2 protein-coding genes are annotated in these 1,122 nt (G+C 74.4%); one reads left to right on the forward strand and one right to left on the reverse strand.

The features are described 5' to 3' along the window. On the forward strand, positions 1-607 hold a 607-nt coding region (locus CQZ88_RS30795), incomplete at its 5' end, for an MFS transporter (protein ID WP_374703817.1). Positions 608-611: 4 nt separating this feature from the next. On the opposite strand, the gene CQZ88_RS10270 is transcribed toward CQZ88_RS30795, so the two are convergent. Further along, the coding region (locus CQZ88_RS10270; RefSeq protein ID WP_146034294.1) for an MFS transporter at positions 612-1,122 on the reverse strand (511 nt) is incomplete at its 5' end.

Genomic DNA, 1,122 nt, shown 5'->3' on the forward strand with positions numbered 1-1,122 from the left:
GACCACGCTGCGTTCGCTCGGGACCCTCGTGCGCACCCAGCCGCGGCTGCGCACCCGGTCGCTGCTCGGCGCCCTGTCGTTCGCGTCCGTGAGCGCCCTGTTCTCGACGATGGCGTTCCTGCTGGCCGGCGAACCCTACGGTTTCGACGAGGTGCAGATCGGACTGGTGGGCCTGGCCGGGGTCGCCGGCGCGGTGATGGCCAACCTCACCGGCCGCCTCGCCGATCGCGGGCTCGCGCAGCTCACCTCGGGCGCCGGCGCGGCGGTGCTCGTCGCGTCCTGGGCCGCGCTGGGCGCCGGCGCGTACTCGCTGGCGTGGTTCCTGATCGGGATGGTCGCGATCGACCTGGCGCTGCAGGCCATCCACATCAGCAACCAGAACATCGTCTACGCGCTGGCGCCCGCGGCGCGTTCCCGCATCAACGCGGTGTACATGACGACGTACTTCATCGGCGCCGCTGCCGGTTCGGCGCTCGGCGCGGTCGCGTGGACGAGCACCGGCTGGACCGGGGTGTGCGTGTTCGGGGTGGCGGCGGCCGTCGTGACCGCCCTGGTGTGGGTCGCGGACCTGCGGGTGGCGCGACGAGCCGTCGCCGTGCCGGCCTGAGATGCTAGTGGACGGCGGACTGCGCGACGTGTGCGGACCGTCGCGCCAGGACCGGAAGGATCACCAGCGACACCGCCGCACCGGTCAGCGCCAGGGCGGGGAACCCGGCCGCCGCGACGACGAGCCCGGAACCCAGGCCGCCGCCCGCCCCGGCGAGTGCGACGAACAGGTCCGCGGTGCCCTGCGTGGCCGCGCGGGACTCGAGCGGCACCGCATCGGTGACGAGCGCGGTGCCGCTCACCAGGCCCAGGCTCCACCCGAAGCCGAGCAGGCCCAGCGCGAACGCGAGCGCCGCCACCGAGTGCGGCGGGGCCAGCGCCGCGGACACCCCGGAGGCCAGCAGGACGAGTCCCGCGGCGGCCGCGACCCGGTAGGGCCCGACCCGGTCCACGAGCATCCCCGCGATCGGTGAGGGCAGGAACATCGCCGCAACGTGGATCGCGATGACCACGCCCGTCGCGCCGACGTCGTGCCCGTGGTCGCGCATGTGGATCGGCGTCATCGTCATCACCGCC

Source organism: Rhodococcus sp. ENV425, from assembly GCF_002887785.1.
GTDB classification, from domain to species: domain Bacteria; phylum Actinomycetota; class Actinomycetes; order Mycobacteriales; family Mycobacteriaceae; genus Rhodococcus; species Rhodococcus aetherivorans.